General features: G+C 70.7%; 15 protein-coding genes and 1 riboswitch. Of the genes, 3 read left to right on the forward strand and 12 right to left on the reverse strand.

The window, feature by feature from the left end:
- Positions 1–135 precede the first annotated feature (135 nt).
- A complete protein-coding gene (locus PYR72_RS15200; protein ID WP_275455858.1) occupies positions 136–924 on the forward strand; it encodes an LAETG motif-containing sortase-dependent surface protein in 789 nt (262 codons plus the stop codon).
- An 86-nt stretch (positions 925–1,010) separates the two neighbouring features.
- On the opposite strand, the gene PYR72_RS15205 is transcribed toward PYR72_RS15200, so the two are convergent.
- The 5 genes from PYR72_RS15205 to PYR72_RS15225 all read right to left on the reverse strand — a co-directional run bounded on the left by PYR72_RS15205 (position 1,011) and on the right by PYR72_RS15225 (position 6,777).
- Positions 1,011–2,045, reverse strand: a complete 1,035-nt coding sequence (locus PYR72_RS15205; RefSeq protein WP_275455859.1) for an ABC transporter ATP-binding protein — start codon at positions 2,043–2,045, stop codon at positions 1,011–1,013.
- Positions 2,045–3,643 carry an iron ABC transporter permease gene (locus tag PYR72_RS15210; RefSeq protein WP_275455860.1) on the reverse strand — a complete coding sequence of 533 codons (1,599 nt, stop codon included), beginning with the start codon at positions 3,641–3,643 and terminating at the stop codon, positions 2,045–2,047. The genes PYR72_RS15205 and PYR72_RS15210 overlap by 1 nt, the downstream gene beginning before the upstream one ends.
- Positions 3,644–3,738: 95 nt before the next feature.
- Positions 3,739–4,821, reverse strand: a complete 1,083-nt coding sequence (locus PYR72_RS15215) for a thiamine ABC transporter substrate-binding protein (RefSeq protein WP_275455861.1) — start codon at positions 4,819–4,821, stop codon at positions 3,739–3,741.
- 79 nt (positions 4,822–4,900) lie between these two features.
- Positions 4,901–5,008, reverse strand: a riboswitch (TPP riboswitch).
- Positions 5,009–5,102: 94 nt separating this feature from the next.
- Positions 5,103–6,209, reverse strand: coding sequence for a 23S rRNA (adenine(2503)-C(2))-methyltransferase RlmN (gene rlmN / locus PYR72_RS15220; protein WP_275455862.1), 1,107 nt, complete (start codon positions 6,207–6,209; stop codon positions 5,103–5,105).
- Between the two features lie 235 nt (positions 6,210–6,444).
- Positions 6,445–6,777, reverse strand: coding sequence for a hypothetical protein (locus tag PYR72_RS15225; protein WP_275455863.1), 333 nt, complete (start codon positions 6,775–6,777; stop codon positions 6,445–6,447).
- A gap of 9 nt (positions 6,778–6,786) precedes the next feature.
- Here PYR72_RS15225 and PYR72_RS15230 point away from each other — a divergent pair, with 9 nt between their 5' ends.
- Positions 6,787–7,023: a hypothetical protein gene (locus tag PYR72_RS15230; RefSeq protein WP_275455864.1), complete on the forward strand. Its 237-nt coding sequence runs from the start codon at positions 6,787–6,789 to the stop codon at positions 7,021–7,023.
- Positions 7,024–7,344: 321 nt separating this feature from the next.
- Here the strand turns inward: PYR72_RS15230 and PYR72_RS15235 are convergent, their stop codons facing one another.
- The 5 genes from PYR72_RS15235 to rpsB form a co-directional block, all read right to left on the reverse strand.
- Positions 7,345–8,472: a phosphatidate cytidylyltransferase gene (locus PYR72_RS15235; RefSeq protein WP_275455865.1), complete on the reverse strand. Its 1,128-nt coding sequence runs from the start codon at positions 8,470–8,472 to the stop codon at positions 7,345–7,347.
- Positions 8,472–9,029 (reverse strand): ribosome recycling factor, encoded by a 558-nt coding sequence (gene frr, locus PYR72_RS15240; RefSeq protein ID WP_045561444.1) that lies wholly within the window; start codon positions 9,027–9,029, stop codon positions 8,472–8,474. The genes PYR72_RS15235 and frr overlap by 1 nt, the downstream gene beginning before the upstream one ends.
- A 155-nt stretch (positions 9,030–9,184) precedes the next feature.
- The gene (gene pyrH / locus PYR72_RS15245; RefSeq protein ID WP_013000392.1) at positions 9,185–9,946 is read right to left on the reverse strand and encodes a UMP kinase; all 762 of its coding nucleotides are present in this window, start codon (positions 9,944–9,946) and stop codon (positions 9,185–9,187) included.
- A gap of 195 nt (positions 9,947–10,141) precedes the next feature.
- A complete protein-coding gene (tsf, locus tag PYR72_RS15250; RefSeq protein WP_275455866.1) occupies positions 10,142–10,978 on the reverse strand; it encodes a translation elongation factor Ts in 837 nt (278 codons plus the stop codon).
- Between the two features lie 159 nt (positions 10,979–11,137).
- The gene (gene rpsB, locus PYR72_RS15255; RefSeq protein ID WP_275455867.1) at positions 11,138–12,025 is read right to left on the reverse strand and encodes a 30S ribosomal protein S2; all 888 of its coding nucleotides are present in this window, start codon (positions 12,023–12,025) and stop codon (positions 11,138–11,140) included.
- A gap of 273 nt (positions 12,026–12,298) precedes the next feature.
- Here rpsB and PYR72_RS15260 point away from each other — a divergent pair, with 273 nt between their 5' ends.
- Positions 12,299–12,961 (forward strand): M23 family metallopeptidase, encoded by a 663-nt coding sequence (locus tag PYR72_RS15260; protein ID WP_275455868.1) that lies wholly within the window; start codon positions 12,299–12,301, stop codon positions 12,959–12,961.
- Positions 12,962–13,016: 55 nt separating this feature from the next.
- On the opposite strand, the gene PYR72_RS15265 is transcribed toward PYR72_RS15260, so the two are convergent.
- Both PYR72_RS15265 and whiG read right to left on the reverse strand, forming a co-directional pair.
- Positions 13,017–13,574, reverse strand: a complete 558-nt coding sequence (locus PYR72_RS15265; RefSeq protein ID WP_275460418.1) for a TetR/AcrR family transcriptional regulator — start codon at positions 13,572–13,574, stop codon at positions 13,017–13,019.
- A gap of 88 nt (positions 13,575–13,662) precedes the next feature.
- Positions 13,663–14,499, reverse strand: a complete 837-nt coding sequence (gene whiG / locus PYR72_RS15270; protein ID WP_037724696.1) for an RNA polymerase sigma factor WhiG — start codon at positions 14,497–14,499, stop codon at positions 13,663–13,665.
- Between the last annotated feature and the right edge of the window lie 57 nt (positions 14,500–14,556).

Genomic DNA, 14,556 nt, shown 5'->3' on the forward strand with positions numbered 1-14,556 from the left:
CCGGACCGCTCAAACAGTTCTTCGGATTGACAGTACTTATCGCGCGCTTATAAACCTGTGAGGCACATGGGGAAGCCGCCCGTCCGGCGGCCCTCCGTCACCCCCACTCCCCTGTGCTTCCCGTGAAGGGCAAACGTGTCCATATCTCTCCGTACCGCGCGGACTTCGCGCTATGTCGGTGTTGCTTTCGCGTCCGCCGCGCTGGTGTTCGGCGCCGCGGGCAACGCCATGGCCTGCAGCATCAAGGACTTCTCCGCCGTCGCCGAGTGCGACGGTGACAAGGGCGTCATCCGCGTGACCGACGTGGACCCCCTGGGCGTCGATGCCGAGGTCACCGTCTATCTGGAGAACAACGGGGCCGACCTGCGCCAGGTGGGCAGCAGGACGATCGAGGACTCCACCGCCGACGGTGTCACCGTCACCTTCGAGGAGGACTGGGAGCCCAAGGCCGAGTACCGCATCCACGTCACGGCGGAGAACTACGTCGACGCGGACATCAAGCCGAACCTGATCGCCCCCGCCAAGTCCTGCGGGACCGGGGCGGACGCGCCGCCGTCCGACGCGAAGGGCAGGGGCAAGCCCTCGGAGGACAAGGGCGAGAACAAGGGCAACGGCAAGAGCAAGGGCAACGGCAACGGCAACGGCAACGGCAAGAACGGGGACGAGGAAGAGCCCTCCGAGACCAGGACGTCCCCCACGCCGTCCGCGTCCGAGGGCATCACCCCCGCCGGGTCGAGCGACAACAACGCCCCCTCCCCGGAGGGCGACTCCAGCCTCACCGAGACCGGCGGCGGCTCCAACCTCGCCGAGACCGGGGCCGACTCGAACACCGGCCCGATCGCCGGTGCCGCGGCGGCCCTGGTCGCCCTCGGCGCCGGTGCCGTGTACTACAGCATGCGGCGGCGTGGGGCCTCCACACGCTGATCACCGCTCGTCAGGGCCGTGGCCCGCGCCTCTCCGCGAGGGGCACGGGCCACACGCTCGTCCGGGGCCACTCCCGGCTCGCGAACCTACGCGGCCGGACCGGCTCCCAGCACGACGATCTCGGCCGCGTCGAAGCCCACACCCACCCGGGCCCCGGGCTCCGGCGCGTCCCGCAGCGCGCACGCCGCCTCCAGGCGCGGCGCGCCCTCGGGCTGGAGGTGCACGGTGACATGGGTGCCCCGGAAGGTGCGCGCGGCGACCGTGCAGGGCAAGCCGTCGGCCGCGTCGACCAGGCGCACCCCCGCGGGACGCACGAGCAGCGCGCACGCCCCCTGCGGCGATCCCTCCGGCACCGGCACCTTGCCCCACGCCGTGTCGGCGGCCGCCCCGGTCACGGCGGCCTCGACCACGTTGTCGAAGCCGAGGAACCGGGCCACGAACTCGTCCGCCGGCCGCTGCCACACGTCGAGCGGCGTCCCGGACTGGGCGATCCGTCCGTCCCGCATCACCACGACCCGGTCGGCCAGCGCGAACGCCTCACCCTGGTCATGGGTGACCGCCAGCACGGTCGTCCCCAACTCCGCGAACAGCTCCCGCAGTTCGACGACCAGCCGTTCACGCAACGACCGGTCCAGCTGGCCGAGGGGCTCGTCGAGCATCAGCAGCCGGGGGCGCGGGGCGAGGGCCCGGGCCAGCGCGACGCGCTGCTGCTCGCCGCCGGACAGCTCCCCGACCGGCCGCCGGGCCGCTCCGGGCAGTCCGACCAGCTCCAGCAACTCCTTTACCCGTTCCGCCCGTTCGGCCTTGGCCGCGCCATGCATCCGGGGGCCGAAGGCGACGTTGCCCGCCACGTCCCGCTGCGGGAAGAGCTGATGGTCCTGGAACATCAGACCGACACCGCGCTTGTGCGCGGGCACGCCCGCCTGGTCGTTCCCGGCGAGCAGCACGCGCCCGCCGTCGAGCGGCTGGAGACCGGCGACCACCCGCAGCAGCGTCGACTTGCCGCTGCCGCTGGGCCCGAGCACGCACACGATCTCGTGCTCGGCGACCTCCAGATCGACCGCGTCGAGCACGGGCCGCCCGTCGAACCGTACGGTCGCCTTCTCCAGCCCGAGCAGCATCAGAACTCCCCCGTGCGATCGGTGCGCAGACGTTCCAGCACCAGCAGGGCCACCGCGCACACCACCATCAGAATCGTCGAAAGGGCCATCGCCTGGCCGTAGTTGAGGTCACCGGGGCGGCCGAGCAGCCGGGCCACGGCGACCGGGAGCGTGGGGTTGTCGGCGCGGGCGATGAACACGGTCGCCCCGAACTCCCCGAGCGAGACGGCGAAGGCGAACCCGGCCGCGATCAGCAGGGCCCGCCGCACCATCGGCAGGTCGACCTCGCGCCACACCCGCCACGGCGAGGCCCCGAGCACGGCCGCCGCCTCCCGCAGCCGTTCGTCCACCGCCCGCAGCACGGGCAGCATGATCCGTACGACGAACGGAACGCCCACGAGGGCCTGGGCCAGCGGCACCAGGATCCAGGACGACCTCAGGTCCAGCGGCGGCTCGTCCAGCGCGATCAGGAACCCGAAGCCGACGGTCACCGCGGACACCCCGAGCGGCAGCATGAGCAGCGCGTCGAAGCCCCGGACGAGGCGGCCCGCCCGCCTGGTGAGCGCGGCGGCGGCGAGGCCGCCGACCAGCAGGGCGATTCCGGTCGCGGCGAGCGCGTACTGGAGCGAGTTGCCGATCGCCTCGATCGGGGCCACCAGGAAGATCCCGCTGTCGTCCCTGGTCAGGGCCTTGTAGTAGCCGAATCCGGGCGCGTCGAGGGACCTTGCCACCAGCACGCCCAGCGGCAGCAGGATCAGCACGACGACGGTGCCGAGCACCCCGCCGAGCAGCGCCCACTGCCCTGCCCCGCGGGGCCGCCGGGCCGTGAGCGAGGGGTCGACCAGACGCAGCGCGCTCTCCCGCCGCCGTACGGTCCACGCGTGCACGGCGAGGATCAGCGCCACGGCGACGAACTGCACCAGCGTCAGCACGGCGGCCGCCGGCAGGTCGAAGATCTCCGAGGTCTGCCGGTAGATCTCCACTTCGAGCGTCGAGAAGGTCGGCCCGCCGAGGATCTGCACCACCCCGAAGGAGGTGAACGTGAAGAGGAAGACCATCAGCGCGGCGGCGGCCACGGCGGGCGCGAGCGCCGAGAGCGTCACCCTGCGCCAGGCCGCCAGGGGGGACGCTCCGAGCATCCGCGCGGCCTCCTCCTGCCGCGGGTCCAGCTGCGACCACAGACCGCCCACGGTCCTGACGACGACCGCGTAGTTGAAGAAGACGTGCGCGAGCAGGATCGCCCAGACCGTGGTGTCCAGCCGTACGCCCCACAGCTGGTCGAGCAGGCCGCCCCGTCCGACCAGGGCCAGGAACGCCGTGCCGACGACCACGGTCGGCAGCACGAAGGGCACGGTCACGACCGCCCGCAGCACGTCCTTGCCCCGGAAGTCGAAGCGCGCGAACACATACGCGCCGGGGAGCGCGATCAGCAGGGTGAGCGCGGTCGACACCAGCGCCTGCCAGGTGGTGAACCACAGCACGTGCCGGATCCCGGAGTCCCCCAGCACCTCCCCGACCCGCCCGAGGTCCCAGCTGCCGCCGGTCTTCAGCCCCCGGACGACGATCGCGGCGACGGGGTAGGCGAAGAACAGTCCGAAGAACGCGACGGGCAGGGCCATCAGCCCGAGCCGCGCCGCGCTCCCCCCACTCCTCGCGCTCCCCCCGCGCGCCTCCCGCCGGGGCTCGGCCGCCGTCGGCCCGGGAGGCTCCTTCGCTACTTCAGTACGAGCGAGGTCCATGACTTGACCCATTCGTCACGCTTCTCGGCGATCTTCGCCGGCGCCATGGTCTCCGGGTCCTTCGCGGCCGGTCCGTACTCGGTGAACTCGGCGGGCACGGAGGCGCCCTCGACGACCGGGTACACGAACATGTTGAGCGGCATGTCCTCCTGGAACCTCTTCGAGATCAGGAAGTCGATGAGCGCCTTGCCGCCCTCGGCGTTGCGCGCGTTGCTCAGCAGTCCCGCGAACTCGGTCTGCCGGAAGCAGGTGCCGGTGGCGACCCCGGTGGGCGCGGTCTCGGGACGCGGCTCGGCGTAGATGACCTCGGCGGGCGGGGAGGAGGCGTAGGACACCACGAGGGGCCGGTCGCCGCCCGCCTTCCTGCCGTCCGTCGACCCGGAGAACTCCTGGTAGTACGCCTGCTCCCAGCCGTCCACCACCTTGACGCCGTTGGCCTTGAGCTTCTTCCAGTAGCCCTCCCACCCCCCGTCGCCGTACTTCGCGGCCGTGCCGAGGACGAACCCGAGGCCCGGCGAGGAGGTGGAGGCGTTCTCGGTGACGAGGAGGTTCTTGTACTCGGGCTTGACCAGGTCGTCGAACGTCTGCGGCGGCTCGATCTTCTTCTTGCTGAAGTACGCCTTGTCGTAGTTGACGCAGATGTCACCGGTGTCGACGGGCGTGACCCGGTGCTCGGCCTTGTCCAGCTGGTACTCGGCACCGACCTTGCCGAGCCCCTTGGCCTCGTACGGCTGGAAGAGGCCGTTGTCGAGCGCGCGGGACAGCAGGGTGTTGTCGACGCCGAAGAAGACGTCGCCCTGCGGGTTGTCCTTGGTCAGGATGGCCTGGTTGACGGCCTGGCCCGCGTCCCCGCTCTTGAGGACCTTGACCTTGTAGCCGGACTCCTTCTCGAACGCCTTCAGCACGTCCTTGGAGTAGGTGAAGGAGCCGTGGCTGACGAGCGTGACGGTCTTGGAGCCGGCCCCCGACCCGGCGTCGTCGGAGGACGACGACCCGCACGCGGACAGCGTGACGAGCCCGAGGCCGACGGCCGCGGCGACGGCTGTTCTGATGTGCACTGAAGTCCTCCTGGAAGTGACCAGGAAGAGACGCGGCCCTGCCCGGGACCCTCGGCGGATCCCGGGCAGGGCGCAACAGCTCGAGTGAAGACCGAACTTCCTACCCAGAATGACCTGGGCGAGGTTCAGAGGGTCTGCGGCCCGTTTGCCGCACTCTCAGCGCTGTGGCGCTCCCCTGTCGGAATATGAAGATGTGTACGGGGTCAGACTACCCCGTGGCCGGTTCACGACTCCTGCCGGTGGCCACGAACCGCCCTCTGGCCCCGGCCCCCCTCAGCGGTCTACCGCTCGGTGGCCGCCAGCTGCCCGCACGCGCCGTCGATCTCCTGCCCCCGGGTGTCCCGGACGGTCACCGGCACCCCGTGGGCGGCGATGGCCTCGACGAACGCCTTCTCGTCCTCGGGCCGGGAGGCGGTCCACTTGGACCCCGGAGTGGGGTTCAGCGGGATCAGGTTCACGTGCACCGGCTTGCCCTTGAGCAGCCGGCCCAGCCGGTCACCGCGCCACGCCTGGTCGTTGATGTCCCGGATCAGCGCGTACTCGATCGACAGCCGGCGTCCGGACCTGGCCGTGTACTCCCACCCGGCGTCGAGGACCTCACGCACCTTCCACCGCGTGTTCACGGGGACGAGGGTGTCGCGCAGTTCGTCGTCCGGCGCGTGCAGGGAGATGGCGAGCCGGCACTTGAACCCCTCGTCGGCGAACCGGTGGATGGCGGGCACCAGCCCCACGGTCGACACGGTGATCCCGCGCTGCGACAGCCCCAGCCCGTCCGGCTCCGGATCGGTGAGCCGGCGGATGGCGCCGACGACCCGGTTGTAGTTGGCGAGCGGCTCGCCCATCCCCATGAAGACGATGTTGGACAGCCGGGCGGGCCCTCCGGGGATCTCGCCGTCCCTGAGCGCCCTCATCCCGTCCACGATCTGGTGGACGATCTCGGCGGTGGACAGATTCCGGTCGAGCCCGGCCTGTCCGGTCGCGCAGAACGGGCAGTTCATCCCGCACCCGGCCTGCGAGCTGATGCACATCGTCACCCGGTCCGGGTACCGCATCAGGACCGACTCGACGAGCGTCCCGTCGAACAGCCGCCACAGCGTCTTGCGTGTGGTGTCCTGGTCGGTCGACAGATGCCGCACGACCGTCATCAGCTCCGGAAGCAGCGCCTCCCGCAGCTTCCCGCGCGCGCCCGCGGGGATGTCGGTCCACTGCTCCGGGTCGTGCGCGTACCGCGCGAAGTAGTGCTGCGAGAGCTGCTTGGCGCGAAACGGCTTCTCCCCGATCGCGGCGACAGCCTCCTTCCGCTCGGCAGGCGAAAGATCGGCAAGATGCCGCGGCGGCTTCTTGGCTCCGCGGGGGGCGACGAATGTGAGTTCTCCGGGCTTCGGCATAACCCTCCCAGTGTCGCAGATCCACGGGAGTGACCCGGCGCGCCGGGTTTCGGTCCGCAGGAGAGGGACCCGTGGCGTCCGGCGGCGGGCGTGCCTGCGGCCCGGGGCGGGCCGCAGGCACGAGGGTGCGGTCAGGAGCGGACCGCGTACTTCTCCGAGCACTTCGAGAAGTCGCCCGTCACCACGCACACCCACATCATGTACCCGGTGTCCTCGGGCCGGTCGCCCGTGACGGTCACCGCGTAGGGGGAGGCGTGGCCGCGGCGCGGCCGGTGCCGAGGTGGGCCTCGACGCCGTAGCCGTCCGCGAGGACGTCGTAGGCGCTCAGGGCGTCGCCCGGCTCACCGCCACGGGGGTCCTTCTGCCGGGTGGCGTTCCCCGCCGACTCGCCCCAGGTGTTGTTCCTGACCGAGATGACGGCATCGCCCGAGGAGTTCGTCGAGTAGCCGAAGCCGAAGCTGTCGGCGGCCGTCGCCGTGCCCGCCCCGCCGACCACCGTCGCGGTCGCGGTCGCGACGGCCGGCGTCGCGGCGAGCGCGCCGATCCGCGCCTTCGTAGAGGTGCTCACGATCAGGCCTTGACGCCGATCTTCGAGGAGCACGTCGAGAAGGAGCCCTTCACCACGCACACCCACATCTGCCAGGTGGTGTTCTCGGTGAGGTTGCCGGACGTCTCGTCGGAGGAGTTGGCGCTGTGCCCGCGCGTGGTCGCGATGCGGCCGTCGCTGAGGTGGGCCTCGATGCCGTACCCGTCCGGCAGGATGTCGTCGGTGATCAGCGTGTCACCGGTGGAGCCCCCGCCTTGGAACCGGTGATGTCGGCGTAGCCGAAGCCGAAGCTGTCCTCGGCGGCCGCCGGGCCCGCCCCCGCCACCATCGTGGTGGCCACCACGGCCGGCGCTCCCGCGAACGCTCCGCCCTGGCCTGCATACGTGTCCTCATCTGTGCTCTTCCGTTGGCCCTGCCGCACTTGATCTTGGACTCACACATCCTGCAATGTTCAGGCCAGAACTTTGCGGGCATTTTCTGCCACCTGAGGCGAGAAGCGTCCGGACACGGACGAGGCCCGCCGTCCTCGGACAGCGGGCCTCGTCGGGTGACGGCACCTCGGCGACGTACGAGTCGCGCACGGCAGGGTCAGCCGGACCCCACGAACAGCACCAGCAGCAGCCAAACCACCGGAGCCGTCGGCAGGAGGGAGTCCAGGCGGTCCATGATGCCGCCGTGGCCCGGCAGCAGCGTGCCCATGTCCTTGATGCCGAGGTCCCGCTTGATCATGGACTCGCCGAGGTCGCCCAGCGTGGCGCTGGCCGCAACGGCGAGGCCGAGCAGCAGGCCCTGCCACCAGGCTCCGCCGTCGATGACGAACTCCATGAGCAGCGCGCCCGCCACCATGGCGAAGGCGATGGCGCCGAGCAGGCCCTCGCGGGTCTTGCCGGGGCTGATGCGCGGCGCCAGTTTGTGCGTGCCGAAGCGCCAGCCGACGGCGTACGCGCCCGTGTCGCTGACGACGGTCAGCAGCAGGAACACCATGACCCGCAGCGCCCCGTCGTCGGCGGTGAGCATGAGCGCGACGAACGTGGCCAGGAACGGCACGTAGAAGGCCGCGAAGACCCCCGCCGTGACGTCCTTGAGGTAGTTCTCCGGCGGTTCCGTCATCCGCCAGACGAGGACGGCGAGCGCGGTGAGCGCCATGGCCACCCAGGCGCCCTCGGGCCCGCGGACGTACCCGGCGACGACCATGGCGGCCCCGCCGACCGCGAGCGGGACGAGGGGCGCCTTGATGCCCTTGCGTTCCTGCAGGCGTGAGGTGAGCTCCCACAGCCCCACCACGACGGCGACCGCTATCACGCCGACGAACGCCGCCTTGACGATGAACAGCGACGCGACGATGACCACGCCGAGGCCGACGCCGACTCCTATGGCGGCGCCCAGGTCTCGGCCCGCGCTCTTCTTCGGCGGGGCGGGCTGCGGGGCGTCGGGCATGGGCTCCGGCTTCTGCGGCGCCTCCCCGTAGGGGTGCGCCGACGGCGTCTCGTCACGGAACAGGGGGCCGGCCTGCCGAGCCGTCCCCCGGTCGTCGTCCTGGTTCCCGCCCTGCGCGGGTACGTCGGGCACGATGGGCATGGGCTGAGTCTGCATCGGATGCCGGCTCTCGGCCGCATCGTACGGGGGACCCGCCGGGGCATGCCCCTGGACAGGTCCCCGGTCGGTCGGCGCCCAGTACCCGGCTTGTGGCGGCGCTCCCCAGGAAGAGTCGTTCATCAGACCTCGAGGAGCTCCGCTTCCTTGTGCTTGAGCAGCTCGTCCACCTGGGCGACGTACTTCGCCGTGGTGTCGTCGAGCTCCTTCTCCGCACGACGGCCCTCGTCCTCGCCGACCTCGCCGTCCTTGACGAGCTTGTCGATCGCGTCCTTGGCCTTGCGGCGGACCGAGCGGATGGACACCTTGGAGTCCTCCGCCTTGCTCTTGGCGACCTTGATGTAGTCGCGGCGGCGCTCCTCGGTCAGCTCGGGGAACACCACCCGGATGATGTTGCCGTCGTTGCTCGGGTTGACGCCGAGGTCGGAGTCGCGGATCGCCTGTTCGATGTTGCGCAGAGCGGTCTTGTCGAACGGGGTCACCACGGCCATGCGCGGCTCCGGCACCGAGAACGAGGCCAGCTGGTTGATCGGCGTCAGCGCACCGTAGTAGTCGGCCACGATCTTGTTGAACATCGCCGGGTGCGCACGACCGGTGCGGATCGCGGCGAAGTCGTCCTTGGCGACGACGACGGCCTTCTCCATCTTCTCCTCGGCCTCGAGGAGGGTCTCTTCGATCACCACTTGCTCCTGCGTGTCTTGAGTAGGCCCGGCAGCCGTACTCGGTCTGGTCGGCGGCCGGCTGCGTCGCGTCTTGTTCCTGCACGGTTCCCGACCGGCAGGACATTGTCCATCCCCCGGTCAGGCTCCGTCCCCCGGGCAGGGGAAGGACCCGGTCAGGCCCGGCTTCCCTGATCACCCACGAGAGTGCCGATCTTCTCACCCTTGACGGCCCGCGCGATATTGCCCTCCTTGAGAAGCTCGAACACGAGGATCGGGAGCTTGTTGTCCCGGCAGAGCGTGATCGCGGTGGCGTCGGCGACCTTCAGTTCGCGGGTGATGACCTCGCCGTAGCCGAGGGAGTCGAACTTGACCGCGTCCGGGTTGGTCTTGGGGTCGGAGTCGTAGACCCCGTCCACGCCGTTCTTGCCCATCAGCAGCGCCTCGGCGTCGATCTCCAGGGCGCGCTGGGCGGCGGTGGTGTCGGTGGAGAAGTAGGGCATGCCCATACCGGCGCCGAAGATAACCACACGGCCCTTCTCCAGGTGGCGCACGGCGCGCAGCGGGATGTACGGCTCGGCGACCTGGCCCATGGTGATGGCGGTCTGGACGCGGCTGTCGATGCCCTCCTTCTCCAGGAAGTCCTGGAGGGCGAGGCAGTTCATGACCGTGCCGAGCATGCCCATGTAGTCGGAGCGGGCCCGGTCCATGCCGCGCTGCTGCAGTTCGGCGCCGCGGAAGAAGTTTCCGCCGCCGATGACGACCGCGATCTCCGCGCCGTCACGGACGACGGCCGCGATCTCACGGGCGATCGCGTGCACCACGTCGGGGTCGACGCCGAGGCCACCGCCCCCGGAGAACGCCTCTCCGGACAGTTTCAGCATGAACCGTCCGCGGTCCGCTTTGCGTACGTCGCTCTTCTCGGGCTTGGTGGTCATGGAGATCTCGCCTCTTCACGTGTCGCACATACGAAGAAGGCCACTGCCGGTGGGGTGGTGTTCGCATCCCATGCTCGGCAATGGCCTCCTCGTCAGATCTGCTGTCGTCCGTATCGCGTCACGCGCGCACGGGGCGGCGTACGCGAACGACTGCACTCGACCCTATCGGGGCCGGGTGCCCGTCGCGCAACGGACTCAGATGCCGACCTTGATGCGCGTGAAGCGCTTCAGGGTGACACCGGCCTCGTCCAGGACCTTCTGGACCGACTTCTTGTTGTCCAGCGCGTACGGCTGGCCGAGCAGCGTGGCGTCCTTGAAGAAGCCGTTGAGGCGACCCTCGACGATCTTCGGCAGGGCGGCCTCGGGCTTGCCCTCGGCGCGGGTGGTCTCCTCGGCGACGCGGCGCTCGGACTCGACGACCTCGGCCGGCACGTCCTCCTTGGAGAGGTACTTCGGCGCGAAGGCGGCGATGTGCTGGGCGACGCCCTTGGCGACGGCGGCGTCGGCCTTGTCCAGCTCGACCAGGACACCGATCTGCGGGGGCAGGTCGGGCATGGTGCGGTGCATGTAGGCGAAGACGAAACCGTCGGCGTACTGCGCGAAGCGGTCGAGGACGATCTTCTCGCCGAGGTTGGCGTTGGCCTCGTCGACGTACGCCTGGACGGTCTTGCCGGCCTCGATCTCGGAGGCGAGCAGCGTCTCCAGGTCGGCCGGGGAGGTCTTGGCGACGTGCTCGGCGATCGCGGCGGCGGCGGCCTGGAACTTCTCGCCCTTGGCGACGAAGTCCGTCTCGCACTTCAGCTCGACCAGGACACCGGAGGTGTTGTCGTCGGCGATGAGGGAGACCACGGCGCCGTTCTCGGCGGAGCGGCCCTCGCGCTTGGCGACGCCCTTCTGGCCCTTGATGCGCAGGGCCTCGACGGCCTTGTCGACGCTGCCCTCGGCCTCGTCCAGGGCCTTCTTGCAGTCCATCATGCCGGCGCCGGTGAGCTCACGGAGCTTCTTGACGTCGGCGGCGGTGTAGTTCGCCATGATCTGTGAATCTCTTCTCGGAGTTCGAAGTCTCGAAGTCGGCGTCCGCCGCCGCTCGTAGGGCGGGCGCCCGCCGAAGATCTACGGGCTGTGGGTGAACGGCGGGTGGCGCGCTCGGCGCCACCCGCCGTCGTCCCTACAGCGCTACGACCGTGAAGGTCAGGCCTGCTCGGCGTCCGCGGCGGGAGCCTCGGCCGCGGCCGGGGCCTCCTCGGCGGCGGGGGCCTCGGCGGCAGCCGGAGCCTCAGCGGCGGCGGGAGCCTCGTCGGCCTTCTTCTCGCCCTCGAGCAGGTCGCGCTCCCACGCGGCCAGCGGCTCGCCGGCGGCCTTGTCGCCCTTGCCCTCGGTGGCGACGCGGGAGCGGGAGATGAGGCCCTCGGCGACCGCGTCGGCGATCACACGGGTGAGCAGCGTGACGGAGCGGATCGCGTCGTCGTTGCCGGGGATCTTGTAGTCGACCTCGTCGGGGTCGCAGTTGGTGTCGAGGATGGCGACGACCGGGATGTTGAGCTTCCGGGCCTCGCCGACCGCGATGTGCTCCTTCTTGGTGTCCACGATCCAGACGGCGCTGGGCACCTTCTGCATCTCGCGGATACCACCGAGGGTCTTCTCCAGCTTGGCCTTCTCGCGCGAGAGCACGAGAAGCTCCTTCTTGGTGAGACCCGACGCGGCGACGTCCTCGAAGTCGATCTGCTCGAGCTCCTTGAGGCGCTGCAGACGCTTGTAGACGGTCGAGAAGTTGGTGAGCATGCCGCCCAGCCAGCGCTGGTTGACGTAGGGCATGCCGACGCGGGTCGCCTGCTCGGCGATCGCCTCCTGCGCCTGCTTCTTCGTGCCGACGAACATGACCGTGCCGCCGTGGGCGACGGTCTCCTTGACGAACTCGTAGGCGCGGTCGATGTACGACAGCGACTGGAGCAGGTCGATGATGTAGATGCCGTTGCGCTCGGTGAAGATGAAGCGCTTCATCTTCGGGTTCCAGCGACGGGTCTGGTGACCGAAGTGGACGCCGCTCTCCAGCAGCTCCCGCATCGTGACGACGGCCATGGCCGTTCTCCTTGATTTGCTCGGTTGTGCCGCGGGAACCGGACGGCTCCCGCGCCTGACGCCCGCGTTGCGCCGTTGCCACGAAGGACCGAGGGGCGCTGATACGGACCACAGACGGGCCTCGTACCGGGGCGTGCGAAGTCGACCCGGTGACCCGGATCGCCACCAGAAGTGTACGGGACCCGCGAGGCCCCGGGTGACGCCGATATCCACAACCGGCCGGTACTCCACAGATCCCGGCCATGATCGCCCGTCGCACGGGACCCTTCCCTCATGTCCGACGAGATGACGCACGAGACGGCACGCACGCCCACGGCCCGCCGGCCCAGGGGTGCATGGACAGTCCTGCTGCTGTGCCTGACGACGGCCCTCCTGGCCACGGCCTGGACGACGGCGCCGCGCACCGCCCCGACGCCCCGTACCGCCCCGACGCCCCGTGCCGCCCCGCCCCCGCGTGCCGCCCCGGCACCGCCGGTTCCCATGGAGCCCGTGCCCGTGGTCGGCCGCGCCTGGCCGGTGGGCCTGCGCCCCCCGGTGGTCCGGGCCTGGGAGCCGCCGCCCACCCCCTACGCGCGGGGCCACCGAGGCGTCGATCTGTCCGCACCGGCGGGCTCCCCGGTGCGGGCGGTGGCGGCGGGCCGGGTCGCCTTCGCGGGGCGGGTGGCGGGCCGGGGGGTCGTCACGGTCGAGCTGACCGGTACCGGCGACCTGCCTCTGCGCACGACCTACGAACCGGTCCGGACCTCGGTGAGGAAGGGCGCCGAGGTGAGCGCGGGCGCCCTCCTCGGGACCCTGGAACCGTCTCCCTCCCACTGCCCGACGGCCTGCCTCCACTGGGGCCTGCGCAGAGGTGACGCCTACCTGGACCCTTTGTCGCTGCTGCCCCCGTGGCTGCTGCGCAGGGGCCCGTCCCGCCTCCTGCCGGTGCCCCGATAGGGCTGTCCGCCGACCGCCCTCGGCCGTGGGCAGCCATGCGCGCGCACCGCGGGGTTCAGCCCCGCACACCCCGCAGAGCCATCCCCACGGCCGCCTCGGTGATCGCGGACGGGTCCTCGGCGGCCCCCAGTTCGATACGCCGCACAGCCGCGTCCACGACCCCCTGCAACAGCATCGCGGCCAGCCGGGGCTCCTGCTGCCCGAGCGCCGCGAGCGCCTCCACGATCATCGCGACGAGCCCGCCGTGCGCGGCCCGGATCTTCTCCCGTGCCCCGGCGTCCAGCTCGCTCGCCGAGATCGCCACCACCGCGCGGTGCCGCCGGTCCCCGACCAGCTCCAACTGCTTGCGGACGTACGCCTCGACCTTGCCCTCGGGCCGCTCGACCGCGGCCATCGCCGCCTCGACCTCCGCCGCCCAGACGGGAAAGTCGGCCTCGCACAGTTCCTCGACGACGGCGGCCCGTGACCGGAAGTACTCGTACACGGAGGACCGCGCCAGCCCCGTGCGCTCGGCGAGCGCGGGGAACGTCAGCGCCTCCGTCCCGCCCTCGGACAGCAGGCTGCGCGCCGCGTCCAGCAGGGCGGCTCGCTGCATCGACCGGTGCTCGGCCACGGAGGCCGCTCGAATCCTTGGCACATCGACCACTCTACGGACGGACCGCCGCCCACGGGAGTGCCTTCCCCCGCCCGGCCCGGCCGCCTCAACGGCCGAAACTGGCCAGCTTCGCCCTCAGCTGCAGCACCGACTTCGTGTGGATCTGGCTCACCCGGCTCTCGGTGACCCCCAGTACGTTGCCGATCTCGGCGAGGGTGAGGCCCTCGTAGTAGTACAGCGTGACGACGGTCTTCTCCCGCTCCGGCAGCGTGTTGATGGCCCGTGCCAGGAAGCGGCGCAGCTCGCGGTCCTCGGCGACCTCGACCGGGTCGTCCGCGGCGGTGTCCTCCAGCGTGTCCATCAGGCTCAGCCGGTCACCGCCCTCGCCCCCGGCATGCAGCAGCTCCTCCAGCGCCACCACGTTGGCCAGGGACAACTGGCTGAACACCGCGTGCAGTTCGTCGACCGCGATCCCCATCTCGGCTGCGACCTCGCCCTCGCTCGGGGTGCGTCTGAGCCGGGACTCCAGCGTGGCGTAGGCCCGCTCGACGTTGCGCGCCTTCTGCCGCACCGACCGGGGGATCCAGTCCAGCGCACGCAGCTCGTCGATCATGGCGCCCCGGATCCGGGTGATCGCGTACGTCTCGAATTTGATCTCCCGGTCGATGTCGAACTTCTCGATCGCGTCGATCAGCCCGAAGACCCCGGAGGAGACGAAGTCGGCCTGCTCGACGTTGGCCGGCAGTCCGACGCTCACCCGTCCCGCGACGTACTTCACCAGCGGCGAGTAGTGCAGGATGAGCTGCTCGCGCAGCCGCTCGTCGCCGCTCGTCTTGTACGTCCGCCACAGCTCGTCGAGTGTCGAGGGGGCGGGCGGGCGCACGGTGCCGCGAGCGGCGGCGGGTACCGCCGCCCGGTCAGACCCGGAGGTGTGCTGGGGCATTCGTCGCCTTGTGCCGTTCTGCCGTGAACTGGGGATGTCTGGGTGAGCTGTCGGTCC

The sequence above is a fragment of the Streptomyces sp. VNUA24 genome, from assembly GCF_029167005.1.
GTDB classification, from domain to species: Bacteria; Actinomycetota; Actinomycetes; order Streptomycetales; family Streptomycetaceae; genus Streptomyces; species Streptomyces scabiei.